20 protein-coding genes and 1 tRNA gene are annotated in these 22,312 nt (G+C 58.5%); 6 read left to right on the forward strand and 15 right to left on the reverse strand.

Annotated elements, in window-relative coordinates; all coding sequences use genetic code 11:
* Window positions 1–44: 44 nt before the first annotated feature.
* From ACOYJL_RS06790 to ACOYJL_RS06800, 3 genes are read right to left on the reverse strand one after another with little or no spacing between them, the layout of a single operon-like run.
* Window positions 45–881 (reverse strand): carbohydrate ABC transporter permease, encoded by an 837-nt coding sequence (locus tag ACOYJL_RS06790; RefSeq protein WP_433569468.1) that lies wholly within the window; start codon window positions 879–881, stop codon window positions 45–47.
* A 15-nt stretch (window positions 882–896) separates the two neighbouring features.
* Window positions 897–1,796 carry a carbohydrate ABC transporter permease gene (locus ACOYJL_RS06795; protein ID WP_433569469.1) on the reverse strand — a complete coding sequence of 300 codons (900 nt, stop codon included), beginning with the start codon at window positions 1,794–1,796 and terminating at the stop codon, window positions 897–899.
* A complete protein-coding gene (locus tag ACOYJL_RS06800; RefSeq protein WP_433569470.1) occupies window positions 1,793–2,872 on the reverse strand; it encodes an ABC transporter ATP-binding protein in 1,080 nt (359 codons plus the stop codon). Before ACOYJL_RS06800 ends, ACOYJL_RS06795 begins: the two co-directional genes overlap by 4 nt.
* A 378-nt stretch (window positions 2,873–3,250) precedes the next feature.
* On the opposite strand from ACOYJL_RS06800, the gene ACOYJL_RS06805 reads away from it, so the two are divergent.
* Window positions 3,251–3,988: a DeoR/GlpR family DNA-binding transcription regulator gene (locus tag ACOYJL_RS06805; protein WP_433569471.1), complete on the forward strand. Its 738-nt coding sequence runs from the start codon at window positions 3,251–3,253 to the stop codon at window positions 3,986–3,988.
* Between the two features lie 71 nt (window positions 3,989–4,059).
* Here ACOYJL_RS06805 and ACOYJL_RS06810 read toward each other — a convergent pair whose 3' ends face one another.
* From ACOYJL_RS06810 to deoC, 3 genes are read right to left on the reverse strand one after another with little or no spacing between them, the layout of a single operon-like run.
* Window positions 4,060–5,097, reverse strand: a complete 1,038-nt coding sequence (locus tag ACOYJL_RS06810; protein ID WP_433569472.1) for an alcohol dehydrogenase catalytic domain-containing protein — start codon at window positions 5,095–5,097, stop codon at window positions 4,060–4,062.
* Between the two features lies 1 nt (window position 5,098).
* Window positions 5,099–6,127 carry a Gfo/Idh/MocA family oxidoreductase gene (locus ACOYJL_RS06815; RefSeq protein WP_433569473.1) on the reverse strand — a complete coding sequence of 343 codons (1,029 nt, stop codon included), beginning with the start codon at window positions 6,125–6,127 and terminating at the stop codon, window positions 5,099–5,101.
* 10 nt (window positions 6,128–6,137) lie between these two features.
* Window positions 6,138–6,833, reverse strand: a complete 696-nt coding sequence (gene deoC / locus ACOYJL_RS06820; RefSeq protein WP_433569474.1) for a deoxyribose-phosphate aldolase — start codon at window positions 6,831–6,833, stop codon at window positions 6,138–6,140.
* A 181-nt stretch (window positions 6,834–7,014) separates the two neighbouring features.
* Between deoC and ACOYJL_RS06825 the strand changes: the two genes are divergently transcribed.
* The gene (locus ACOYJL_RS06825; RefSeq protein ID WP_433569475.1) at window positions 7,015–8,301 is read left to right on the forward strand and encodes a class I SAM-dependent rRNA methyltransferase; all 1,287 of its coding nucleotides are present in this window, start codon (window positions 7,015–7,017) and stop codon (window positions 8,299–8,301) included.
* 65 nt (window positions 8,302–8,366) lie between these two features.
* On the opposite strand, the gene tadA is transcribed toward ACOYJL_RS06825, so the two are convergent.
* Window positions 8,367–8,873 (reverse strand): tRNA adenosine(34) deaminase TadA, encoded by a 507-nt coding sequence (tadA, locus tag ACOYJL_RS06830; protein WP_433569476.1) that lies wholly within the window; start codon window positions 8,871–8,873, stop codon window positions 8,367–8,369.
* A 58-nt stretch (window positions 8,874–8,931) separates the two neighbouring features.
* On the opposite strand from tadA, the gene ACOYJL_RS06835 reads away from it, so the two are divergent.
* Window positions 8,932–9,020, forward strand: a tRNA-Ser gene (locus tag ACOYJL_RS06835).
* Window positions 9,021–9,053: 33 nt separating this feature from the next.
* On the forward strand, window positions 9,054–9,602 hold the full coding sequence (locus ACOYJL_RS06840) for a LemA family protein (RefSeq protein ID WP_433569477.1): 549 nt from the start codon (window positions 9,054–9,056) through the stop codon (window positions 9,600–9,602).
* A 166-nt stretch (window positions 9,603–9,768) separates the two neighbouring features.
* Here the strand turns inward: ACOYJL_RS06840 and pgi are convergent, their stop codons facing one another.
* Together pgi and ACOYJL_RS06850 are read right to left on the reverse strand one after the other, a co-directional pair.
* Window positions 9,769–11,463: a glucose-6-phosphate isomerase gene (gene pgi, locus ACOYJL_RS06845; RefSeq protein ID WP_433569517.1), complete on the reverse strand. Its 1,695-nt coding sequence runs from the start codon at window positions 11,461–11,463 to the stop codon at window positions 9,769–9,771.
* A gap of 88 nt (window positions 11,464–11,551) precedes the next feature.
* Entirely contained in the window at window positions 11,552–12,115 is a 564-nt protein-coding gene (locus tag ACOYJL_RS06850) for a hypothetical protein (RefSeq protein ID WP_433569478.1), read from the reverse strand.
* 130 nt (window positions 12,116–12,245) lie between these two features.
* Here ACOYJL_RS06850 and trxA point away from each other — a divergent pair, with 130 nt between their 5' ends.
* Together trxA and ACOYJL_RS06860 are read left to right on the forward strand one after the other, a co-directional pair.
* Window positions 12,246–12,566, forward strand: coding sequence for a thioredoxin (trxA, locus tag ACOYJL_RS06855; protein ID WP_433569479.1), 321 nt, complete (start codon window positions 12,246–12,248; stop codon window positions 12,564–12,566).
* A gap of 39 nt (window positions 12,567–12,605) precedes the next feature.
* Window positions 12,606–13,379 carry a phosphatase PAP2 family protein gene (locus ACOYJL_RS06860; protein WP_433569480.1) on the forward strand — a complete coding sequence of 258 codons (774 nt, stop codon included), beginning with the start codon at window positions 12,606–12,608 and terminating at the stop codon, window positions 13,377–13,379.
* On the opposite strand, the gene ACOYJL_RS06865 is transcribed toward ACOYJL_RS06860, so the two are convergent.
* The 6 genes from ACOYJL_RS06865 to ACOYJL_RS06890 all read right to left on the reverse strand — a co-directional run bounded on the left by ACOYJL_RS06865 (window position 13,376) and on the right by ACOYJL_RS06890 (window position 22,103).
* Window positions 13,376–13,846, reverse strand: a complete 471-nt coding sequence (locus ACOYJL_RS06865; RefSeq protein ID WP_433569481.1) for a metallophosphoesterase family protein — start codon at window positions 13,844–13,846, stop codon at window positions 13,376–13,378. The genes ACOYJL_RS06860 and ACOYJL_RS06865 overlap by 4 nt on opposite strands.
* 13 nt (window positions 13,847–13,859) lie before the next feature.
* A complete protein-coding gene (locus tag ACOYJL_RS06870; protein WP_433569482.1) occupies window positions 13,860–14,579 on the reverse strand; it encodes a LytR/AlgR family response regulator transcription factor in 720 nt (239 codons plus the stop codon).
* Between the two features lie 68 nt (window positions 14,580–14,647).
* Window positions 14,648–15,994: a sensor histidine kinase gene (locus ACOYJL_RS06875; RefSeq protein ID WP_433569483.1), complete on the reverse strand. Its 1,347-nt coding sequence runs from the start codon at window positions 15,992–15,994 to the stop codon at window positions 14,648–14,650.
* On the reverse strand, window positions 15,991–17,214 hold the full coding sequence (locus ACOYJL_RS06880) for a glycosyltransferase family 2 protein (protein WP_433569484.1): 1,224 nt from the start codon (window positions 17,212–17,214) through the stop codon (window positions 15,991–15,993). The genes ACOYJL_RS06875 and ACOYJL_RS06880 overlap by 4 nt, the downstream gene beginning before the upstream one ends.
* Window positions 17,215–17,587: 373 nt before the next feature.
* Entirely contained in the window at window positions 17,588–21,124 is a 3,537-nt protein-coding gene (gene nifJ / locus ACOYJL_RS06885; protein WP_433569485.1) for a pyruvate:ferredoxin (flavodoxin) oxidoreductase, read from the reverse strand.
* Window positions 21,125–21,386: 262 nt separating this feature from the next.
* The gene (locus tag ACOYJL_RS06890) at window positions 21,387–22,103 is read right to left on the reverse strand and encodes a hypothetical protein (RefSeq protein ID WP_433569486.1); all 717 of its coding nucleotides are present in this window, start codon (window positions 22,101–22,103) and stop codon (window positions 21,387–21,389) included.
* Window positions 22,104–22,312 lie beyond the last annotated feature (209 nt).

Consider the following 22,312-nt stretch of genomic DNA (forward strand, 5'->3'; position numbering starts at 1 on the left):
TCCCCTTTGGAGACCCAAGTGAGATGGGCAGTCGGCAGGCGGACCTACTTGTCGCCGATATAGGAGAAGGCTTTGATGATGTGCTTGTTGGCGAAGATGTAGACCACAAGAATGGGCAGGGTAAGCAGCACGTTTGCTGCCATAAGGATCTGGTAGTTGATGCCGTTCTCGCTGGCTCGCATGTTGGCGACGCCCACGGGCAGCGTGCGCACGGTGTCGTTGGTGGTAAGCACAAGCGGCCAGAAGTAGTCGTTCCACGTGGCTATGAAGGTGAGCAGCGCGCAAGTGACAAGCGTGGCTTTTGCCATGGGGAGGAAGAGCTTCCAGATGATCTGGAACTCGCTGGCGTTGTCCAGGCGCGCAGCCTCAACAAGCTCGCGGGGCATCTGGTTGAAGGTCTGTCGCAACATGAAGATGTTGAAGGCGCTCGTCGCAAACGGAAGAATCAGCGAGGCGTAGGTGTTGATGATCCCCCAGCGCGCGAACATCACGAAAAGCGGGAGAAAAACCAGCTGAGCGGGAACCATCATGGTGATGAGCGTAAGACCAAAGAGCACGCCCTTGCCTTTGAAGTCGTACTGCGAGAAGGCATATGCTGCGGGGACCACGGTAAGCGCCTGCAAGACCAGCACCGAGAAGGTGACGATCACGGAGTTCAGCAAAAAGCGCCAGAACGGAATGGTGGTCATGACCGTGCTGTAGTTTTCCCACTGGGGGTCGGCCGGCAAGAGGGACGGCGGGAATGTCATGGTCTCGCCAAGCGTCTTGAGCGAGCTAGACACCATCCAAACAAATGGGAAGGCAAACACGAGCACGAGCAGCGCGTTGACAACCCAGCGAACGACGCGACGTGGGGTGACTGCGAACTTTCCTGATGACATGGGGCTGTCCCTCTCCTATCGATAGTGCACGCGCTTGGCGAGCAGCTTGAAGTAGATGACCGAAAAGACCGCAATGATTACGAGAAGAACCACGCCGATGGCCGCGGCAGTGCCCACCTTGTTGAATTGGAAGCCATACTCGTAGAGCGAGTAGACGAGGGTGTTGGTAGCATTCTGCGGACCACCCGCAGTCATGATCTGGATGGTCTCGAAGACCTTGAGCGACGCGATCACGTCAACGATGACTAGAAAGAACATCGTGGGAGAAATCATTGGGAAGGTAATCTTGCTGAACGTGGCCCATTTTCCGGCATGGTCCAAGCGGGCCGCCTCGTAGAGGTGCTTGGGGATGCCCTGCAGCGCGGAGACAAGAATCAGCGAGTCGTAGCCCACGCTCTTCCAAACCGAGATAGCAATGAGCGACGGCAGGGCAAAGTTAGTGTCTCCCAGCCAATCCACGGGACCGATGCCAAAGACGTTCAGGATGCTATTGAGAAGACCGAAGTCCTTGTTCATGATCCACAGCCATAGCAGGGCGACAGAGGCAAGGCTCACAACGTAGGGCGAGAACACCACGGCCTGGAGAAAGCCGTTTGTCTTGGTGTTCTCGTGCAGGTACAAGGCGATGAGCAGCCCCAGCCCCACGCCCAGGCCCACCACGAAGACCGTATAGATGAGCGTGTTGGCAAGCGTTTGCCAGAACGCCGCGTCAGAAAAGAGGTTCTTGAAGTTATCGAGTCCAACGAACTCCATCTTGGGCGAGATGAGGTCCCACTTGAAAAGCGAGAGATACCCCATGTTGAAGATCGGATAGATCCAGAAGACGGCGAGGATGATGAGCGCCGGCGCAATCACGAGGTAGGGCTTCGCCATCGTGAAGACGCTCTTGGCGCCAGAGCGTTGCCGCCCACTCATGCAACCACCCTCTTCTCATCGGAGCCGAAGAGGTAAAGCGAAGAGCGATCGACACAGAGCTTTACCTGCGTGCCGACGTCAACCTGAGGCTGGTTAAACGTCTTGAAGGAGACGTTCCCAAAGCCCGTCTCGGCTTGATAGATAATCTCGGACCCCATGATCTCGCGGATGGCAATGGTGCCGCCAAAAACGAGGTCTCCCTGCTTGGGAACGTAGGCGTCGGTCATGGCCTTCTCGCCGTTGGGATGGCTGCCAAGAACCTTCTCCGCAAAGAGGGCTCGCGACGGACGGAAGCCCACCCACGCGACGTCATCGGAGAAGCCAAGATCGGGCAAGCTCGCACGTTCGAACACATTCATGGTAGGCACGCCTATGAACTGCGCCACGAACTTGTTGGCGGGGTCGCCGTATATGGTGAGCGGCTCGGCGGCCTGCTGGATCTTGCCCTCGTTCATCAGCACGATCTTGGTGGCCATGCTCATGGCCTCGGTCTGGTCGTGCGTGACATAGACGAAGGTGGTCCCCAGCCGCTGGTGCAAGGCAATGAGCTCGGTGCGCATTTGGGCGCGGAGCTTGGCGTCGAGGTTGGAGAGGGGCTCGTCCATCAGGAAGACCTTGGGGTGCTTCACCATGGCGCGGGCGAGGGCGACGCGCTGCCGCTGACCTCCCGACAGCTGCGAGGGCTTGCGGTCGAGGTACTCGGTCAAGCCGACGATGCGAGAGAAATACTCGATCCTGCGCTCTCGCTCCTCTTTTGGGACCTTGGCATTAATCAGGCCGAACTCGATATTGCCCCGCACGGTCATCGTGGGGTAGAGGGCATAGTTTTGGAAGACCATCGCGATATTACGGTCTCCCGGGTCAACGTCGTTCATGCGGACGCCGTCAATCAGAAGGTCCCCCTCGGTAATCTCCTCAAGGCCCGCAATCATGCGCAGCGTCGTTGTCTTTCCGCAGCCTGACGGTCCAACCAGCACGGTGAAGCTGCCATCCGGAATCACCAAGTTCATGTCCTCGATGACCGTGACACCGTTGTCGTAGGTCTTCTTGACATGACGAAGTTCGATGCTTGACACAAAGCCTCCTTCAAGCTCTCCTTGTTACGGCGCCCTCGGCGCCACTGGTCGGAAGTATCGGCTGCCCGAGTCAGAGTGCCGTAAGCCAGGAGCACCGGTTTTGGCACTGATTTCTGTCATGCGAAGGTAATTCCTGGAGGTTTGACGACCGCTCGGCAGCGCGATAGGCGACGCACGGCCGACGCAGGGGCGGGATGCGCGCAAGAGGACCAGACCGCTGGCTGCGCTGCGCCCGAAAATGACCATGGGGTATGATTGCCTCGTAAAACCAACCGCCGACGCGCCAAGTAGGGAAGCGCCGTCTAATCGCCCGATTATGAAAGCACAGGCACCGAGATGCCCAAAAGAATCCTTTACGCGCAGCAACGACGCCAGCAAATGCTCAAGATAATCGTGGAGAACTCTGGCGCGAGCGTTTCAGAACTTGCGCGCACATTCTCGGTAACCCCCGCAACCGTGCGAAGCGATCTTTCATACTTGGAGGGAAAGCGCCTGGTGGTGCGCACACATGGCGGAGCAATTGCACGGCAGGGCCTTGACGAAGAGCCTCTTCTCGCCGAGCGCAAGCATGCAGCTGAGAAGTCCGCAATCGCGGCGAATGCGCTGCCGCTGGTAAAAAGCGGCGAGGTCATTGCCCTTGATACGGGAACCACGATGACGACCTTTGCCCAGGCGCTGGTGGCCTCGCCGCTCGCTAACCTGACGCTGATTAGCCCCGACATCCAGGCGCTTTCCATTCTTGAAGCTCGCTCTGACTTCTCGCTCATTTCGGTAGGAGGAAAAATACGCTCAGGCTTTCACTTTGCCTGCGGTGCCATGGCCCTGGACATTCTGAATAACCTGCGCGCAGATGCTTGCGTGCTATCGACCACATCTCTGGATTTTGAGCAGGGGCTGACGACGCCCGACGTTGACACCGCTCGGATAAAGCAGAAGCTGCTCGAGATTTCCCGCGAGTCAATTCTATTGGTTGACTCTTCGAAGCTCGGGCACGTGAGCTGCGGGCACTTTGCCTCTCTCGAGCAGGTCGACCATCTAGTGATTGATGCTGGCGCAAGCGAGACCGCGCTTGCCCAGCTGCGCCAGCGCGTGCCGGACGTTATTGTGGCACGCTAGCCGTGCTCGCGTATTATACGAAACGCGCCATCCGCCACTGCATCGTTGACCCCAAGCGGAGCACCTCTTTCTTACTCAAACACCAGCGCGCGCTTGAGCCCCTTGCCCGCCGCAGCGTCTTCCATAGCCATGGGAAAGTCATCAATAGAGCAACGGTCGGTGATAACTTCAGAAAGCTTTACTCGACCGCTCTCAACAAGGCGAGCTGACGCGCGGTAGTTCTCAAGCGTCTGTCCCGTGCAGCCAAAAATTGCGAGCTGCCGGTAGTGAATCAGATTTGCATCGATGCTTACGCGCTCGCTACCGGTCGGAAGTCCGCCAAAGAAGAGCAGCCTTCCGTTCGTGTTCATATACTCAAGTGACTGTGCCTGCGCCATCGGCGAAGATGCGGCAACAATGCAAGCATCGACGCCCGAGCCAGTGCGAGCGTGCAGCTCAGAGGCAACGTCGCCCTCGATTGGCTCGACGTCGCCAAGAAGCTCGCAGGCATGCATGAGCCGCTCGTGGTTCAGATCGTTCATGAACACGCGACCAGCCCCCAAAAGCTGAGCGACCATAGCGTGCATGATGCCAATGGGACCTGCGCCAATAACAAGGACGTCGGAGCCAGGCTGCGCCGCCATGCGCTTTTGCCCATTCAGCACGGTGCTGAGCGGCTCGATCAAGGCAGCTTCCTCATACGAAGTGCCATCGCGCAACACGTAGACGTTGCCCTGCCTGACTGCTTCGTGCGGAATGGCAACGTAGTGCGCGAATGCGCCTGGGATTGAGATGCCAAAGGCACGATAGTCATGACAGGCGTTGGTCTGACCAGAAACGCACAAATCGCAGGTGCCACAGCCAAAGTTTGGGGCAAGAGAGACGCGCTGCCCAACCTCAAAACCGTGCGTTCCCTCTCCCACCTCAACGATGTCGCCCGCAAACTCATGCCCCATAATCAGAGGGTGGCCTTGGTCGACATTGGCGCGTCCGTTCTTGTAGGAGCGGACGTCGGAGCCGCAAATCGTTGCCGCGTGAACGCGCACAAGAAGTCCGCCTGGCTCGGCGTGCGGCATAGGCACGTCTTCTACGCCCAAGTCCAACTTTCCACGCAATACTGCAGCCTTCATGCTATGCCTCCACCGCTATGGGGCGATGCTCCAGCAACGAGCGCAGCCCGTCTCGCACCAAAATGAGCGCCATCTTGCCGTCGTACCCCGTCACCTCCGGTTCGACGTCATCAAGGACGCAACGGACGAATGACCTTGCCTCCTCAGCGTACGCATCCCGGAAGAGCGTCCTCCACGAGGGCATGGCCGCCGAGGAGAGCGTCATGCCTGCGCGCGCGACAACGACACTGTCGGCGTTTTGCGCGCCAACGCAGACGTTGCCCTTTGTCCCCAGCACCTCTGCGCGAGCATCGTAGCCATACTGCACGTACTGGGCGCCATCGACCATGCCAATCACGCCGTTTTCGAATTCGAGAAGCACGGCGACGGTGTCGTAGTAGTCCGGGTACTCCTCCGCGCGCTCGGGCGAGCGGAAGTTGTGTCCGATGGCATGAATCGTCTTCACCTCCGAGTCGGCATACCAGCGAAGCGTGTCAAAGTCGTGGCTATTGACCTCCCCAATGGGGCCGCTGCTGCGAGATATGTCAAACATCCACTCTTTGGGCTCGCTCGGTCCGTGAGTCAAACTTTTTATGAGAGTCACATCACCAATTTGACCAGAGTCGATAACTTCTTTTGCGTGGCGAAAGCTTTTGTCAAAGCGCCGCATGAAGCCAATCTGCAGCTTGACGCCAGCATTCTTGCACACGGAAATCATCTCGTCGCACTCTGCGGCAGAGGTGGCCATGGGCTTCTCGCAAAACACGTGCTTGCCCGCTTTTGCAGCAGCCTTCACCACATGGCAGTGCATTCCCGTGGGCGTCACCACCACGACCGCGTCGACGTCGGGATCGGCCATCACGTCGCGATAGTCAGAGTAGGTTTTCTCTACGCCCAGCTCGCTCGCTGCGGCCCTCAGGTTGTCTGCCGAAGAGTCGCAAAGCGCCACGAGGCGCGCGCCACGAACGCCGCCCGCATAATTTCTTGCATGAATCATGCCGGCGCGCCCGCAGCCGATAACGCAGACGCCCAGCCGCTTGTCTTGGGTCATTGGCTACCCCCTACGCCAGGTCTTTTGCCTGCTCCATCGCAGCCAGCTCGTTATAGATCTTGATGCCAGCCGAGCAGCCGATGCGCGTGGCTCCGGCCTCGACCATCGCGATGGCAGTCTTGGCGTCGCGAATGCCTCCTGCTGCCTTGACCTGCACCTCGTCGCCTACGGTCTGCTTCATCAGGCGAACGTGCTCGACCTTCGCTCCTGCCGTTCCAAAGCCGGTGGACGTCTTCACGAAGTCAGGCTTCACGCGACGGGCAACCTTGCAAACTTCGACGATTTCCTGATCGGTAAGGTAGCAGGTCTCAAGAATCACCTTGCAGGTAATGCCCGCGTTGCGGGCAACCTCAACCATGCGCGACATCTCCTCCTCGATATACGCATAGTCATGCTCGCGAACGCGACCGACGTTCTCGACGTAGTCAAACTCCTGCGCCCCATTGGCGATGGCGTCCTTTGCTTCGGCGACCTTCATGTCGATGGACGTCTGGCCAAGGGGGAAGCTGAGCGCGGCCCCTGTCAGCACTGGGGTGCCCTCCAAAAACTTGCGGCACATACTCACAGGATATGAATTGATGGCAACGGACTTGAAGCCATACTGAACGGCCTCGCGGCACAGGCGCTCAAAGTCGGCCCTCGTGGCGTCAGCGTGAAGATTGGTGTGGTCGACCATCGATGCGAACTGCTCTTTTGTCAAATTCATGACTTCCTCCAGTTATGTGAGGCTAGTTGTCCGTTGCATATAGGGATTGTACTGCTATTTTTTCGTTTCGAAAATACATAATCATACAAATGCTTTTGCTGTTGCCGGCTTGGCGACAAAGCCCCACAATCAGGTGTGAAATCGCGAGCAGTTCCTCATCCGCAAAGCTATCGGAGACGCCATGAAGCAGCTACGTCCATATCCACAAGTTATTGTCACGCGCAAGGCGGCACGTTCGCTCAAGGCGGGGCACCCATGGGTCTTTGAAGGCGAGGTCCTGCGCATGGAGCCCGCGCCAACCGATGGCCGACAGGCCACAAACGGGGACGTTGTTGACGTCTTTGAGGAGAATGGGACCTGGCAGGGGGCAGGGCTTCTCTCCGAGAAGAGCAAGATTCGCGTGCGGATTGTAAGCCGCAATGCCAATGACCGCTTTGATGAGGCGTTTTGGGCCCGCAAGCTCCAGTGGGCGTGGGACTATCGAAAGGCGACCATGGGGAATCGCGCGCTTCCTGGCTGCGAGCCCGATACCAATTGTTGTCGCGTAATCTTCTCGGAGGCTGACGGCTTTCCCGGGCTGATCGTCGACCGCTACGAAGACGTTCTGGTAGCGCAGGTAGGCACAGTGGGCATGGAGCGGCTGCGCCCCACGCTTTATCCGCTGCTCCTTGACACGCTTCGCGCAGACGGGCAGAGCATACGAGGCATCTACGAGCGCGGCGATTCTCCTGCCCGACAGAAAGAGGGTCTTGACCAGCACAAAGGCTGGTGGGACGGAGGGGAGACGATTCCTGACAGCGCGCGTGTCATGGTTCGCGAGAATGGCATTGTCTTTGACCTTGACCTCGAGAATAGCCAGAAGACAGGCTTTTTCCTTGATCAAAAGTACAATCGCCGAGCAGTTCGGCAGCTCGCTTCAAGCAGACGCGTGCTTGACTGCTTCTGCCACGTTGGCCCATTTGGGTTGAATGCCGCCGCCGGCGGCGCAAAAAGCGTGCGCTGCGTGGACGTAAGCCAGACCGCCATCGACCTTGCTCGCGAGAATGCGCGTCTGAACGGCCTGGGCAACCTCATGAGCTTTACCTGTGCAAACGTACTCGAATATCTTCCCGAGCTTGCGAAGGACCGCGCGCGCCTGCGCGAGGAGGGCGGGCCCTTCGACCTTATCGTGCTTGACCCGCCTGCTTTCACAAAGAGTCGCAGCACCATCGATCACGCCGCTCATGGCTATCGGCAGATTAACTACGATGCGCTCAGGCTTCTTCCGCGCGGCGGCTACCTTGCAACTTGCAGCTGCAGTCACTTTATGACCCGCGACCGCCTTGCTGCTGCGATTGCTGAAGCCGCACACGACGCAAACGTGCAGCTCAAGCAGATCGAAGAGCGCCAGCAAGCACCGGACCATCCTATCCTGTGGGGCGTGCCCGAGACGCACTACCTCGACTTCTTCATCTTCCAAGTCGTGTAGGCTTCGAACGTCCCGCCCTCGGCGGCATCGCCGTAGTCTGCGGCGTCTGACAATTTCGCAATGCCCTACTTCTTGCGTCTTTCTCGGAAGAACGAGCGCAGCAAATCAGCCGCCTCGTCCGCCAAAACGCCAGAAGAGACGGCGAATTCGTGGTTAAGGCGCGGGTCGCAGCTCACGTCGTAAAGCGTTCCAAGAGCCCCGCCCTTGGGATCCGGCGCGCCGTAGACGCAACGGTCGATGCGAGCGTTCACCATCAGACCGGCGCACATGAGGCATGGCTCAACGGTCACATAGACCGTACAGCCTGAAAGCCGCCAACGTCCAAGCGCCTTTGACGCAGCAGTCATTGCGGAAAATTCTGCATGGGCCGAGGGGTCCAGGTCATTTTCGCGCCTGTTGTGTGCCCGAGAAATAACCTTTCCGTCGCATACGACAACAGCACCAATGGGAACTTCCCCCTCGTCTGCCGCCAAGCGGGCCTCCTCGAGCGCCATTCGCATAAAGCGCTCGTCAGTCGCGAAGACGCTCTTCTCGCTTGCGATGTGCTCATTTCTCGACAGGCCGTCACTCATGTGGTCTCCTCGTTTCGTATCCGGGCGTCTTTGCGCTAGGATATATCCACGCACTGCCGGAGGGGTGGCAGAGTGGTTGAATGCAGCGGTCTTGAAAACCGTCGTGCGCTTAGCGTACCGAGGGTTCGAATCCCTCCCCCTCCGCCATATTGCCTCTCAGTTCCCGTAGAAAGGAACGCTATGGTTGCGCTCATCATTGTTCTCGTAATCGTAATTGCCCTCGTGATTTGGTTCATCTCTATCTACAACGGCATTGTCCGGAAAGACAACCGCTGCGACAACGCTTGGCAAACCATCGACGCGCAGCTTCAGCGCAGAAATGACCTCATTCCCAACCTTGTCGAGACCGTCAAGGGCTACGCCGCCCACGAGTCAGCCACGCTCGAGGCCGTCACGCAGGCTCGCGCTGCCGTGGCGAACGCAAAGACCCCCGAAGAAAAGATGTCCGCTTCCAACGTTCTAACTGATACCCTCAAGAGCCTGTTCGCCGTTTCCGAGGCCTATCCCGACCTGAAAGCAAACGCCAACTTTCAGCAACTTCAGTCCGACCTTGCCGACACCGAGAACAAGATCAGCTATGCCCGCATGAGCTTCAACGATTGCGTGCTTGAGTACAACAACGCCATCGAGACGTTCCCAGGCAATATCGTTGCCGGATCAAAGTTCAAGGAGCGCCAAGGCTTCCAGGCCGACGAGGAGACCCGGCAGTCGCCAGACGTCAAGTTCTAACAACACAATCTCATGCGGTCAGGACATGCGGACCTTGTCGCTCGCACGATGAGTCACACAAGCTGGCAGCAGCCTAGAGCGCGACACCGCAATGCGCCATAAAACACTCCCCGGTCGCAACAGCGACCGGGGAGTGTTGTCACGCGGCTAGGCAAATAACGCGTAGCTACTCGCGGTGAGCGCGGTAGTAGGCGATAAGCGCCTTGGTGCTGGCATCCTGCTCCGCAAGCGCCGCGTCGTCATGGAAGGCCGGCGTGATCTGCTTTGCAAGCTGCTTGCCAAGCTCGACGCCCCACTGATCGTAGGAGTCGAGCCCCCATACGGTGCCCTCAACAAAGGTGATGTGCTCGTACAGCGCAATAAGCTCTCCAAGCGCGTGCGGAGTGAGTGCCTCGCCAAGGATCGACGTTGTCGGGCGGTTGCCCTCGAAGACGCGGGCGGGCACCATCCACTCGGCTGTGCCCTCGGCACGCACCTCGTCGGCCGTCTTTCCAAATGCAAGCGCCTTGGTCTGCGCGAGGAAGTTGCCCAAGAAGAGCTCATGGACGTCCTGATCGCCATCCTTGGTGGGGTTGGGCGTATTCACGAAGGCAATGAAGTCCGCGGGGACCTTGTGCGTGCCCTGGTGGATCAGCTGGTAGAAGGCGTGCTGGCCGTTGGTGCCAGGCTCGCCCCAGAAGATCTCGCCCGTAGCGCAGGTAACGGGCGTGCCATCCCAGCGCGTGGACTTGCCATTGGACTCCATCGTGAGCTGCTGCAAGTAAGCAGGGAAACGATGCAGGTACTGGTCGTAGGGCAGCACGGCATGCGTGTCAAAGCCAAAGAAGTTGTTATACCAGACGTTGATCATGCCCATGAGGGCCACGACGTTCTTCTCGAGCGGCGTGTCCTGGAAGTACACATCCATGTCATGGAATCCGGAGAGCAGCTCCTCAAAGCGCTTGGGACCAAAGGCGATGATCAGCGACAGGCCGACGGCGGAGTCGACAGAGTAGCGGCCGCCGACCCAGCTCCAGAATCCAAAAGCATTCTCGGGGTCGATGCCAAACTCCTCCACGAGCTTGAGGTTGGTGGACACGGCCACAAAGTGCTTGCGGATGGCCTCCGCCTTGGACTCGTCGGAGCCGTCGATGGCCCCCTGCTTCTGCAGCGTGTCAAGCAGCCAGGTCTTGGCTTCGCGCGCATTGGTAAGGGTTTCCAGCGTAGTGAAGGTCTTGGACACGATGATGACGAGCGTGGTCTCGGGGTCGAGACCCTTGACCTTCTCGGCCATGTCGTTGGGATCGATGTTGGAGGTGTAGCGGCAGTCGATGCCAGCGTCAGCATAGGGCTTCAGCGCCTCGTAGATCATGACCGGGCCAAGGTCGGACCCACCAATGCCGATGCTCATCACGTGCTCGATGCGCTTGCCCGTAACGCCCTTCCACTCGCCGGAGCGAACACGCTCGGCAAAGGCGTACATGCGGTCGAGAACCTCGTGCACGTCAGCGACAACGTCCTGCCCGTCCACAATGAGCGTGCCCTTCTCGGACGCCGGTCGACGCAGAGCGGTATGCAAAACGGCGCGGTCCTCGGTAGTGTTGATGTGGACGCCCTTATACATTGCGTCGCGACGCTCCTCGACCTTGACCTCGCGCGCAAGCTGGACAAGCAGCTCGAGGGCCTTGTCGTCAACCAGGTTCTTGGAAAGATCAAAGTGCAGGTCGTTGACGTCGAAGGAATAACGGTCGACACGCGTGGGGTCATCAGCAAACCACTTCTTCAAGCTGATGCCCTCGGCATTGAGCTCGTCATAGTGCTTCTGGAGAGCCGCCCAAGCGTCGGTCTTCGTAGGGTCAATCGGTGCCGGAATGTCGGACATGATGTGCTCCTCGTCACTAGAAACAGACACTATGTTTCCATTGCTTTGTATAGGATACCGCGAAGTGAAACCCTTGCTTCACGTGGGTTTAGAAAGGCTCGCCCAATGCGGGAATTTCTTTCAGCCGCGCCCACATGACCTGCTTCTGACGCGAATCGTCGAGCGCTGCTTCAAACCCCCCAAGGTTCAGCACGCGGACTCCGCGAATACGTACCACATAGCCAGGCGCGAGCATTGCCTCCTCAAGGTCCTGCAGCTCAACAAGGTCGTCTGCATAGGCATTGCGCACCGCGCTTGCCGCGACCTCGTCGCACAAGACCAGCGTTGCAGGGTCAAGCGCAGTCAGCGTCAGGCGCACAAGCTCCGAATCAAGAGACAGCCCCGGCGCCTCACCGCCTTGGCCAAGGAGCGCCCAGCACCACTCCTCGGGACCATATCCCAGTCGCTCGAGCGACTTGCGCAAGGCCACGCCATCGCGTCCCGAGAAGGGCTCGGCTCCTGCAAGCTCGTCGGCAGTCAGGTCCCCTTTTGCAAGCAAGATAGAAGAAAACGCATTGCCGCCCATCCGAACGCCCCGTTGAGCCAGCTCCTCAAGCTCATGCCTCGTCTTCTCGACGTATACCGACCTTCGCTCGTCACGTTCTGTTGCCATTGCTCGCCCCTCGACATGTGATTACACGGGTAACATTTTTCTACCTGCCGTTCTCTAAGTGTAATTCGGGGTATAAGCCCAGCAACTCGCAATACACGGCGATTATGGAGCCGTCAAGGAGGAGGAAATCATGGCAAGCGCACCTATTACAACAGAGAAGTTCGATAGCGTCATCTCAAGTTCTGACAAGCCGGTTTTGGTGGACTTTTGGGCGTCGTGGTGCGGACCATGCCGCGCCCTCGGACCCATCGTCGAGCAGGTCTCGGATGAGATGTCTGACAAGATGACCGTTTACAAGTGCAATGTGGACGAGCAGCCAGATCTTGCAACGCGCTACCGCATCGTATCGATTCCAACGCTTATGCTGTTTAAGAACGGACAAGTGGTTCACACGATGGTTGGCAGCATGCCTAAGGATGCGCTCGTAAAGGAGCTGGCACCTTACCTATAGTCAATCCATACCGTGGAAAGACCTTCAGGGAGCGTGCCTGTGGCAGCAGAGAAGAGCAGCGAAAACAGCAATGACAAGAGCAAAGGCGCCGGCGACAGCAAGAATGCCGGCGCCTTGGATAAGGGCGCGTTCTTCTCCGATTTGCTCTCTTCGCTCAAGAAAAACAAGGTGCTCGTTGCCATCATTATTGCGCTGACAATTTTTGGCGGTCTTCTTGAGGATGTCCTAACCGGCGACATCATGCGCTTGGACACCTATGCATACCAGCTCTTTGTTGTGACGCTGCGCTCAGATGCGCTGACGCCGCTCATGGAGGGCTTCTCGTCTTTGGGTTCGCCCATCGTTGTCATAGTGATGGCAGCCATACTTGCCGCCTTCGCCCCCGGCAGGCGCCCCGGCTATTGCGTTGCGATCAACGTTGTCTGCGCCCTAGCGCTCAACCAGCTTCTGAAGAATCTCATCCAGCGCCCCAGACCTGACGGGTTTCGTCTTGTTGCCGAGACGGGCTATAGCTTCCCCTCTGGCCACTCGATGATTTCGATGGCATTCTTCGGGCTTATCGTGTGGATGATTTGGCACTACGAGCATGACCGGGTGCAGAGGTACGGTTGGTCAATCTTCTTCTCGATCATCATTCTTTGCATTGGCGTCAGCCGCATTTACCTAGGCGTTCACTACGCATCTGACGTGCTTGCGGGATTCTGCGTGTCATTTCTCTGGCTCGTCTTCTACACCCGAGTGGTGGTCCCGCCACTTATGCGCATGCCCGAGCCCATCAAGGCTCAAGACAGCCCGCGCTTCAATGACCGCTAGTCCTTCGCAAGTTTGATAATTTCCGCCGAAAGCACGCGGCCATCGTCGCAAATGATACGTCCCATCGTTGGACCTGCAGCTCCGCGAGGATGCGTTGGGCTGCCAGGGTTCATGATCCATGTACCGTTTTTGCGGTCGTACTCTACATAGGGGCGATGCGTGTGACCACAAATGGCGATATCGCAGGTCACAAGGTCTAGGCGCTCGCGATAGTGGCACACCTGCCAGCGCATGCCACTTGCGTAAAAAATCTTGCGGCGGCGGACTTCGGGACCATAGTCGCAGGCAAAATCGTTATTGCCCAGACACATCTGCACCGGGGCTATGCGCTCAAGCCTGCGATAGTCGCTCTCGGAGCAGATGTCTCCTGCATGCACGATCGTGTCGGCACCCACGAGCTGCTCTAGCAGCTCGGGCGACAGATAGCCATGGGTGTCCGACACGATGTCGTATCGTTTTTCGCTCATGCGCAGGGATGCCTTAGTTGCCAAGCAGGCGCTTGACGGCGACGGTCTTGCGGCGAGCAACGGGAATCATCTTCCCATTGATGCCCTTGATGCACAGCTGGAGAATGCCAGACGGAAGCGGGTCGTAGCCCTCAACGTAGTTAAGGTTCACGATATAGCCGCGGTGTACTCGGAAGAAGCCATGGGGCTCAAGTCGTTGCTCAAGCTTTGCCAGAGAAATCGTAGACAAGTAGCGCTCGGTCTCGCCGGTGTAGATGCATGAATAGTCGTCCTTGGCCTCGATATAGCGAATCTGGTCGGGAGAGATAAAGAGCTTGCGACCATTCTTGACCACGGGGATGCGCTCGGTAAAGCTGAAGTTCTTGGGCTGCGGCTTGATGCGCTCCTGCACCTTGTCAAGTGCTTGAATGAGGCGCTTGGTCTCGACGGGCTTCATCAAATAATCAATCGCATTCACGTCGAAGGCCTCAAGCGCGTATTCGCTGTACGCCGTAACGAACACAACAGCGGGCGGCGTTTTAATCTTGTGGAGGGCCTCGGCAAGCTGCATGCCATTGGTCTTGGGCATGGAGATGTCCAAAAAGATGACGTCCGGGCGGCTGTCCATCAAACTCTCAATTGCTTCACGAACGCTTGAGGCCTCGGTAATGGATTCGACCCTGCCCGTTTCTTGCAAAAGATACTTGAGCTCGGAACGCGCCGGCTCCTCGTCGTCAACGATCATTGCGCGCATTAGAAAGAACCCACCTTTCGCAGCTGCTTTTTCTTCTCAGACCTATTCTTTCCGTTTGCTATTGTAACTTACTCAGAATCTTCGTTGTGAAGCGCAAACACGGCGCCGCCAAGGCGCAGCGTGACGCAGGTTCCCTCTCCTGGCTTTGAAACGATTTCAACGCCGGAGCCTTCGCCAAAGAAGCGCTCGATGCGGTCGGCTACGTTCTTCAGCGCGATACCCGTTCCGCCCTGACCGGATGATGGCTTTGTGGCAGCCTCAAGCAGCCTGTCTGCCGCCTCCTGCGTCATTCCAAGACCGTCGTCCGCCACGGCCACCAGCACGTCGTCACCATCGGTTGCCACGTGAATGTCAATGTGCAGCGGACCTTCCTCTCGCATGGCATGTCGCACGGAGTTCTCCACGATTGGCTGCACGAGGAATGCCGGCACCATAAGGCTGCTGCACCCCTCCTCGACGTATTCGTGCTCGATGATACGGTCTTCGCCAAAGCGCGCCTTCTCAATCAGCAGATAGCGACGAGTCTGCTCGAGCTCGCTTGAGAGCGGAATCAGCGATGACTCGGAATTCTCAAGGGAGCGACGGTAGAAGACGGCAAACTCGCGAAGCAAGTCGCGCGCCTTTGTGGGGTTGGTACGCGTAAGCGATGCGATGGTATTGAGAGTGTTGAAGAGGAAGTGTGGGTTTATCTGCGCTTGAAGCGCCTTGACTTCGGCACGAGCCGTAAGCTCTGCCTGGCGGTCAAGCTCATAGGAAGAGAGCTGCGTGGAGAGAAGCTCGCCGAGCCCCTTGGCAATGGCCAGCTGCGTGCGATCGATATCGGTTCCCGATCGGTAATACAGCTTGATGGTTCCAACGGGCTTGTCCTGCACAAGAAGCGGCGTCACAATGCCAAAGGCAGTGGCGCCATCCTTTCTTGTGATGCCCGAGCGCTTCACGCTCTGATTGCTCTCGTCCATTGAGACGAACGTCTCCATACGCTTGCTTTCAAGAACTTCGAGCGTCGTCGGGCTGTTTGGGGAGCCGGCAGGATACGAAACCTCATAGACGCCTTGGTAGGCAAGCACGGTCTTGGTGTCAGTGACGGCAATGCCCACTGCGTCCGTTTCGGGCAAGAGAAGGGAGCAGATCTTCTCGGCCGCCTCGGGCGTCAAGCCATTTCGGCAGGTCTTGAGCGTTTCCGAGGCAATACTGAGGGTGCGCTCCGTTGCCTGAGCCTGCATGTTGTCGGGCACAAGGTTGACGGTCCCGAACGCAACAATCACAAGCGCCAGCCCCGCGCCGGACAGAGTTGCCGCCACGATATTACCTGTTACGATGCCCCATGCCAGCAGCATCAAGAGCAGCACGGCAAAGATGCCGAGAATGACGTTCGTACGATTCAGCACGGGTCTGATTTGCTGCTTGATGCTCATGCGTTCGACCTCCTGAGGGCAACGGAGGCAGACTTCAGTATCTCGGACTGCAAATAGCGATCGTCCCAGAGCCCCGCCGCGACATCCTCCCAGGAAGCCGCAAACGACAAATAACGAGAAGCGTTTGCCTTCGCATAGGCATCGGCTGAGCCAATTCCCCTGGTTAGTATCGAGAAGTACTCGCCGTGCTCGTCTGTGGCCAGGAAGCGCCGGAATGCAGTGCTGCGCACGTTGGAGCGAGCCCGACTAGAGAGCCATGGTCCTGGATAGGGCATCAGCGATTCAGGGGTGACTTGGCGCAGCTCGCGGCGGGTGTTCATAAATTCGAGCTTGCGATATTCATAAAACCAGCGATAGACGTCCTGCATGAAGATTGAGGGCGTCGGCGCCATCTCCTCGGGAGGCTGCATGCGCACGGAGAGCACGTTGTCAAACCAGACGTCAAGCCCGTGGTAGCGCAGATTGAGAAGATAGTCGAGGTCTTCTCCGCGCGTGATGTAGGGGTCAAACGGCACCTTGGTGAATGCCGCAGCATGAAGCGCGCAGCATCCCCCACAGAGGTAGTTGGAACGAACGATGCGCGTCGGCGCCGTCAGGTAGCGGCGCATCAGGTCGTTAAAACTTTCATGCTTGGTCCAGTGACGCTCGCTCCACGACGTGTCGACCTTCGCATAAGGAGAGCCGTCTGGACGTACGTAATAGCCGCTCTTTGCGAGAATGCGCAGGTCCTGGCGCGTGTAGGCCCCAAGACCATATATTGCGTCAATAAGAAAATCCGGAGAAAGGGCAACCTCATCGTCGTCCATAAAGACGATGGAGTCATGCCCGAATATGCAGGCAAGCGCAAGACCCATATTGCGGATGGCGCCATAGCCACGCATAGACGTGGTGTCTCCGCCCCCCTTGCCAGAAATCCGCGCAATCTGTCGAACGACGCACTCGCCCTCAAGGCTGCCGATTGCCATTGCATTGAGTGCTGGATGCGAGCGACAAATGCTGTTTACGCGCGCCCGCGCAGAATCCTCGCAAGAGTGGGGAGCAACGACAAGCACGATGACACGCAGCACGCCACGAACATTCTCAAGCGAGCTCAGACAATTCTCGAGCTCTGGAAGGGGCTTGGTGACCGGCGTTGCATAGTCGTACGCCCCCGGCGCGCGAGGGTCCTTTTTGTCTGCCCCGTCGGTCCAATACGAGGGAATTACGATGACTGGGTTCATTGGTGCACCAATCGCCTAGCGCCTGCAAATGGGGAGAGTCAAACAGAGAATCGGCGACTTGCAGGAAAAGCGCAAATTGCTGGCAGACACGATGACCTCCCAATACCCACGCACCAATGTGCGGCCCTCAATCTCAATACATACTAACTCACTAGGGGCAAGGTTCTGTGGCATTGGATATGTCGGTTCGAAGAGTTGGGCATTCTGTCGATAAGGCAACCCCCAGCAGCGACCCCACTAATAAAACGTTGCACTTTCCCGGATGTTGAAGCCCACTGGTCAGTTGAGCATATGGAGCCTAGAATCGGGCGTCAGAAAAAGGGCCCCGACCAAAGTCGGAGCCCTTCTGTAGTGCTACCTGTGCAGCAGAAGCTTACTCAGAGGCGTACATATCCTTGAGCTTGAGCAGGTGCGCATAGCGAGCCATTGCGGCCTCCTCGTTCTCGGCGAAGAGCGTCTTTGCACGCTCGGGGAACGAGCGGGTGAGGGACGCGTAGCGAGCCTCGTTCATCAGGAAGTCCTGATAGCCGCCCTTCGGCTCCTTGGAGTCGAGCGTGAACTTCTTGCCATCGCCAGCAGCGGGGTTGAAGCGGAAGAGGTTCCAGTAGCCGCAATCCACGGCACGCTTCATCTCCATCTGGCAGTTCTGCATACCGCCCTTCTTGATGGAGTGCATCTCGCAGGGGCTGTAGCCGATGATCAGCGAAGGACCATCGTAGGCCTCGGCCTCGTGGATGGCCTTGAGGGTCTGCTGCGGGTTGGCGCCCATGGCAACCTGCGCCACGTAGACGTAGCCGTAGCTCATCTCAATCTCGGCAAGGCTCTTCTTCTTGGTGGTCTTGCCAGCTGCAGCAAACTGGGCAACCTGGCCGATGTTAGAAGCCTTTGAGGCCTGGCCGCCGGTGTTGGAGTAGACCTCGGTGTCGAAGACGAAGACGTTCACGTCGTTGCCAGAAGCGAGGACGTGGTCAAGGCCGCCGAAGCCGATGTCGTAGGCCCAGCCGTCGCCGCCGAAGATCCAGAAGCTCTTCTTGGTGAGGTAGCTCTTGTTGGCCAGGATTGCCTTGGCCTCGTCGGAGCCGTTCTTCTCGAGCTCGGCAACAAACTCGGCAGCGGCGAGCTTGCTGGCCTCAGGATCCTTGCGGGACTCAATCCACTTCTCAGCGGCAGCCTTGAAGTCGTCGGAGACGTTTCCGGCCTCAAGCATGGCCTCGGTACGCTCGACGAGGTTGTTCTGGACTGCCTGATAGCCAAGGGCGAGGCCAAGGCCGTGCTCGGCGTTGTCCTCGAACAGGGAGTTGTTCCACGCGGGACCATGGCCCTCGGCGTTGACCGTGTAGGGCGAGGTGGCAGCGGGGTTGCCCCAGATGGAGGAGCAGCCGGTGGCGTTAGAGATGAACATGCGGTCGCCGCAGACCTGCGTCACGAGGCGAGCATAGCTGGTCTCGGCGCAGCCGGCGCAGGAGCCGGAGAACTCGAGCAGCGGCTTGGCGAACTGGCTGGCCTTAACGTTGGCGCCAACGAGCTCCTTCTTCTCGGAGACCTTGTTGACGGCGTAGTCCCAGACCTCGGCCTGGTCGGACTCGTCGGCCTGAGGAACCATGGTGAGGGCGCCCTTCGGGCAGACCTTCACGCAGTTGGTGCAGCCCATGCAGTCGAGCGGGGAGACGGCCATCGTAAAGGTGAGGCCATCCATGCCCTTGCCCATGGCCTTGATGCGGCGCATGTTGGCAGGAGCGGCAGCCTGCTCGTCAGCGTTCATAACGATCGGGCGAATCGTGGCGTGCGGGCACACGAACGCGCACTGGTTGCACTGGATGCACTTGGTCTCGTCCCAGTGCGGCACCATAACGGCGACGCCGCGCTTCTCGTAAGCAGAGGCGCCGAGCTCCCACTGACCGTCAGCGTGATCCATGAAGGCAGAGACGGGCAGGGAGTCGCCGTCCATCATGTCGATGGGGTTGAGGAGCTCCTTGACCTGCTTGACGATGGCCTCGCGGCCCTCGATGGAAATCTGCTTGGGGGCATCCTCGGCGGTAGCCCAGTCGGCAGGAACGTCAAACTTGCGGAACGCGGTGGCGCCAGCGTCGATTGCCTTGTGGTTGGCGTCGACGATTGCCTGGCCCTTCTTCATGTAGGACTTGGTGGCGGCGTCCTTCATGTACTGGATAGCGTCAGCCTCGGGCAGGACCTTGGCGAGCGCAAAGAAGGCGGACTGAAGCACGGTGTTGGTGCGCTTGCCCATGCCCACCTTTGCGGCAAGGTCGATAGCGTCAATCAGGTAGACGTTGATGTTGTTCTTGGCGATGTAGCGCTTTGCGCTCGCGGGCATGTGCTCGGAGAACTCTTCGTCAGACCACTGGCAGTTCACGAGGAAGGTGCCGCCCGGCTTGACGTCGCGGACCATCTTGAAGCCCTTGATGATGTAGCTGGGGTTGTGGCAAGCGACAAAGTCGGCCTTGGTGACGTAGTAGGGCGAGCGGATGGGCTTATCGCCGAAGCGCAGGTGAGAGATCGTCACGCCGCCAGTCTTCTTGGAGTCGTACTGGAAGTATGCCTGAACGTACTTGTCGGTGTGGTCGCCGATGATCTTGATGGAGTTCTTGTTGGCGCCAACCGTGCCGTCGCCGCCGAGACCCCAGAACTTGCACTCGATAGTGCCCTCCGCAGAGGTGTTGGGCGCATCGGGGTCCATGGGCAGGGAGAGGCCAGTAACGTCGTCCACGATGCCGATGGTGAACTCGCGCTTGGGCTCGTCCTTCTTGAGCTCCTCGTAAACGGAGAACGCAGCCGCGGGCGGCTCGTCCTTCGAGCCGAGGCCATAACGACCGCCGGTGACGATGAGGTCAGAGCGACCGGCCTCGTACAGAGCGGCAACGACGTCCTCGTAGAGAGGCTCGCCGATGGAGCCCGGCTCCTTGGTGCGGTCGAGGACGGCGATCTTCTTGACGGAAGCAGGAAGAGCAGCAACAAAGTCCTTGACGGAGAACGGGCGATACAGGCGGACCTTGACGAGGCCGACCTTCTCGCCGTGAGCGTTCAGGTAGTCGATGACCTCCTCGAGGGTGTCGCAGAAGGAGCCCATGCAGACGACCACGCGGTCAGCGTCGTCGGCGCCATAGTAGTCAAACAGGTGATAGCTGGTGCCAAGCTTGGCGTTGATCTTGTCCATGTAGCCCTGGACGACGGCAGGCAGCGCCTCGTACGCCTTGTTGCAGGCCTCGCGGTGCTGGAAGAAGACGTCTCCGTTCTCGTGAGAGCCGCGGGCATGCGGGTGCTCAGGGTTGAGCGCATGGTCGCGGAACGCCTGGACAGCGTCCATGTCGAGCATGTCGGCAAGATCCTTGAAGTCCCAGACGGCGACCTTCTGAATCTCGTGAGAGGTACGGAAGCCGTCGAAGAAGTTCAGGAACGGCACCTTGCCCTCAATAGCAGAAAGGTGAGCAACGGGGGCGAGGTCCATGACCTCCTGGACGTTGCCCTCGGCGAGCATGGCGAAGCCGGTCTGGCGGCAGGCCATGACGTCAGAGTGATCACCGAAGATGTTCAGCGCCTGGGTAGCAACCGTACGGGCGCTCACATGGAAGACTGCGGGCAGACCCTCTGCCGCAATCTTGTACATGTTCGGGATCATAAGGAGCAGGCCCTGAGAAGCGGTGTAGGTGGTGGTAAGGGCACCAGCACCAAGCGAGCCGTGAACGGTACCAGAGGCGCCGCCCTCGGACTCCATCTCAACCACCTTGACGGGCGATCCGAAGATGTTCTTCATGCCCTGCGCTGCCCACTGGTCGACGTGGTCGGCCATAGGGCTGGACGGCGTGATCGGGTAAATGCCCGCCACCTCAGTGAAGGCGTACGACACGTATGCCGCGGCCTCGTTGCCGTCCATTGACTTGAACTTTCTCGCCATATCCTCTCCTTCTTAGCGATGCGGTTCACCAATAGAACCGGTAATGCCGAGAACTTGCATCCCCAAGACTAGCCTTGGGGACCAAACGATGGATACGCGCCTTGCGCATACCCAATCGAAGTCATAATACCGCAACTGCCTTCTTTCAAAACAATTGCATGCGCCATTCTCTGGCTAGAAAGTAAGCGAAAATACCCCCTTCTAGCTAGGGTTTATTGGAATCGTTCCCAGACAAGGATCCCCACTCGATGACTCTCGCCGCCTACCTGCGATGACGCTTGTCGACCGAGTCAAGAAGCTTTTGGTAGCCCTGGGCGAAGCGCTCTCCAAGCTGCCCGCCCGCGTCGCTCGCACACACGACTCCGTGCTCGTCGGAAACGAGAAACGCTTCATCAAAATCGATAGCACCCGTAAGAGCCCGGCTCACCAGCTCCCCGTCATATTCAACGGAAAGGCCGACCGTCGAGGCAAGGTCGCTGATGAGGCTCGCGGCACCAGAGACATTCGCGTCTCGGTCGATGCCCATCACCAGATGATTATCGCGAGAAACACAAAGCGTCTCGGGAGCAACGCCCGTCTTTCTCGCCTCCGAGAGCGCATCCTGCGCACGAGCAGCCAAAACGGCAAGCGTTGGCTGCTCAATCGGCTCATAAGGACCCACCGTCATGACTGCTTGGCCCTTGTCGTCCAGAACAATCATGAGGACCCCGTCGGGATTCTCGGCCGCACCGTCAAAGAGCGTCCACTCAATATGCTGCTTCGCCCAGCCGATGAGCTGCGACGTCACGGGACGACCCATCACTGTTCTCCGAGAAAGCGCGCGTAGGTGGCGGTTTTCAAGGGGAAGCGTCTTCGAGGCCAAACGCCAGCGCAACACGAGCTCGGGATTCCCCAGAACAAACTCTTCCTTCTTGCCCGTGTTCTCACCCTTGGCATCCTCGCCCTCGCTGGGCTTTGCGCCGTTTTCATTCCGGCTCATGCTCTCCCCTTCCGTGGTTCTTGGGCCAACAATTGTATCCTTCCTCAGTCTGAAAAAATCAATTCGCGAACGGTAGGCAAATTGCCGCGAGCGGCTGCGCTCTAAAGCGCGTTCACCTGAGGTTCACATACGATGGCAGACCGGCAAAACGCTTTGAGGCTAGTGCTACGGTGCCTAGAAGCACGCCCGTCCGTGGCTTATCAGTTCGT

The organism is Tractidigestivibacter sp., from assembly GCF_050946515.1.
In the GTDB taxonomy this organism is placed as follows: Bacteria; Actinomycetota; Coriobacteriia; order Coriobacteriales; family Atopobiaceae; genus Tractidigestivibacter.

Excerpts from the sequence above, each read along its gene's own strand:
- ACOYJL_RS06790 (WP_433569468.1), bottom strand. The coding sequence starts at position 881 with ATGTCATCAGGAAAGTTCGCAGTCACCCCACGTCGCGTCGTTCGCTGG.
- ACOYJL_RS06795 (WP_433569469.1), bottom strand. The coding sequence starts at position 1,796 with ATGAGTGGGCGGCAACGCTCTGGCGCCAAGAGCGTCTTCACGATGGCG.
- ACOYJL_RS06805 (WP_433569471.1), top strand. The coding sequence starts at position 3,251 with ATGCTCAAGATAATCGTGGAGAACTCTGGCGCGAGCGTTTCAGAACTT.
- ACOYJL_RS06810 (WP_433569472.1), bottom strand. The coding sequence starts at position 5,097 with ATGAAGGCTGCAGTATTGCGTGGAAAGTTGGACTTGGGCGTAGAAGAC.
- ACOYJL_RS06815 (WP_433569473.1), bottom strand. The coding sequence starts at position 6,127 with ATGACCCAAGACAAGCGGCTGGGCGTCTGCGTTATCGGCTGCGGGCGC.
- deoC (WP_433569474.1), bottom strand. The coding sequence starts at position 6,833 with ATGAATTTGACAAAAGAGCAGTTCGCATCGATGGTCGACCACACCAAT.
- ACOYJL_RS06825 (WP_433569475.1), top strand. The coding sequence starts at position 7,015 with ATGAAGCAGCTACGTCCATATCCACAAGTTATTGTCACGCGCAAGGCG.
- tadA (WP_433569476.1), bottom strand. The coding sequence starts at position 8,873 with ATGAGTGACGGCCTGTCGAGAAATGAGCACATCGCAAGCGAGAAGAGC.
- ACOYJL_RS06840 (WP_433569477.1), top strand. The coding sequence starts at position 9,054 with ATGGTTGCGCTCATCATTGTTCTCGTAATCGTAATTGCCCTCGTGATT.
- pgi (WP_433569517.1), bottom strand. The coding sequence starts at position 11,463 with ATGTCCGACATTCCGGCACCGATTGACCCTACGAAGACCGACGCTTGG.
- ACOYJL_RS06850 (WP_433569478.1), bottom strand. The coding sequence starts at position 12,115 with ATGGCAACAGAACGTGACGAGCGAAGGTCGGTATACGTCGAGAAGACG.
- trxA (WP_433569479.1), top strand. The coding sequence starts at position 12,246 with ATGGCAAGCGCACCTATTACAACAGAGAAGTTCGATAGCGTCATCTCA.
- ACOYJL_RS06865 (WP_433569481.1), bottom strand. The coding sequence starts at position 13,846 with ATGAGCGAAAAACGATACGACATCGTGTCGGACACCCATGGCTATCTG.
- ACOYJL_RS06870 (WP_433569482.1), bottom strand. The coding sequence starts at position 14,579 with ATGCGCGCAATGATCGTTGACGACGAGGAGCCGGCGCGTTCCGAGCTC.
- ACOYJL_RS06875 (WP_433569483.1), bottom strand. The coding sequence starts at position 15,994 with ATGAGCATCAAGCAGCAAATCAGACCCGTGCTGAATCGTACGAACGTC.
- ACOYJL_RS06880 (WP_433569484.1), bottom strand. The coding sequence starts at position 17,214 with ATGAACCCAGTCATCGTAATTCCCTCGTATTGGACCGACGGGGCAGAC.
- nifJ (WP_433569485.1), bottom strand. The coding sequence starts at position 21,124 with ATGGCGAGAAAGTTCAAGTCAATGGACGGCAACGAGGCCGCGGCATAC.
- ACOYJL_RS06890 (WP_433569486.1), bottom strand. The coding sequence starts at position 22,103 with ATGAGCCGGAATGAAAACGGCGCAAAGCCCAGCGAGGGCGAGGATGCC.